Origin of the sequence: Hydrogenobaculum sp. (assembly GCF_049967395.1) — a bacterium.
GTDB lineage: Bacteria > Aquificota > Aquificia > Aquificales > Aquificaceae > Hydrogenobaculum.
Window position 1 is genome coordinate 1 of the sequence record NZ_JBMFST010000111.1, and the last position, 1,421, is coordinate 1,421.

Here is a 1,421-nt window from a genome sequence, read left to right on the forward strand (position 1 = left end):
TACAGATTTTTATGATTTTGGGAGCTTTTGTGGCTCAAGGTATATTGTATATATTAGATAACAATATAAAGCAAAACATAGATATCTATATGAAGGTGTCTCATTCTGAAGTAGAGCTTTACAAGCTTTTGACAGATGTCCTTACTTTAAAAAATGCCTATACCACTATAATGCTAAACCCTTCAGACCAAAAAGCGCACAACATGTACAACAACGCTTTAAAGAATATAAACACCAAGATTAAGCTGATTCAAGATGAAACTCTGAAGAACTATCTAAACAATTTTATAGCTTTTACAAACGAAGTTGTTAACAACATAAACACCAACAATCAAAACTACTACATAGGAAAAAGCATAGAGGTTCAAAGTAAGATATGGGTTCCGTTGAGAAAACGCTTTGACATGCTTATAAAAACTAATGCTTCTTCTATATTAGAGAAAGAGGTATACATTAAAAATCATATAGATTCTATTACAAAATACATATTTTTCGCTATAATGAGCGTGGTAGCATTTTTAGTTATTTTTAATTATTTTATGGAGAAAAGCATCCAAAACGACGTAGAGAATCTAGAAAAGCTTATAAAGGAAACCACGGATAAAATGGAGCTAAACGTATCTTTTGATATAAACAAGTTTAAAGGTGAAATACAAATTATCGCAAAGTCTTTGGCTATTTTTATAGATGAGATAAACAAAGCTATATCTGGCATCAAAGAAGTCTTTTACAATATATCTGAGGGAGATTTGACAAAAAAGATAGATTTGGAATCCAAAGGTGACGTGAAAGACCTTATAGAGTTTGTAAACATATCTATGGACAAGTTAAGAGAGGCATTTAAGAATATAGAAAATAGCGTAGAACACATGGCAGAGGTACAAGCCCAAATATTTGGTATAAGTATGGATTTAGATGATTCAAAGGCGCTTCTAACAGATCAAGTAGAGCATATCAAAAATGCCACCGACCAGACATCTATAGCTATAAATTCTATAGCTGAAAATACCCAAGAAGCTAAAAACATTACAAAAGAAGTAATAAATAGTTTAGAAATAGGAAAGAAAGAGCTTTTAAAAACCCAAGAAGCTGTAAAAACTATAGAACAGATGGGAAAACAAATAGATGTAATCACAGAAAATATCCTTTTCATAGCAGAACAGACAAACCTGCTAGCTTTAAATGCGGCAATAGAAGCAGCAAGAGTAGGAGAACAAGGTAGGGGCTTTGCAGTGGTGGCAGATGAGGTGAGAAAATTAGCAGAGAGGACCGGCGGTTTTGCTAAAAATATATCAAATCTTACCACATCAATAGCAGAAGCTATAAAAACAGGCGCTGAGCAAGTGGAAAACCTAGTAAAACAATATGAGAATATATTACACATATCAGGTTTATCCGCTGAGATATCCGACAAAATAGCA

General features: G+C 32.9%; 1 protein-coding gene. It reads left to right on the plus strand.

The genetic code is table 11. The features are described 5' to 3' along the window. Window positions 1-11: 11 nt before the first annotated feature. Window positions 12-1,421: methyl-accepting chemotaxis protein (locus ACP5S8_RS08385; protein ID WP_461876483.1), on the plus strand; the 1,410-nt coding region annotated here is incomplete at its 3' end.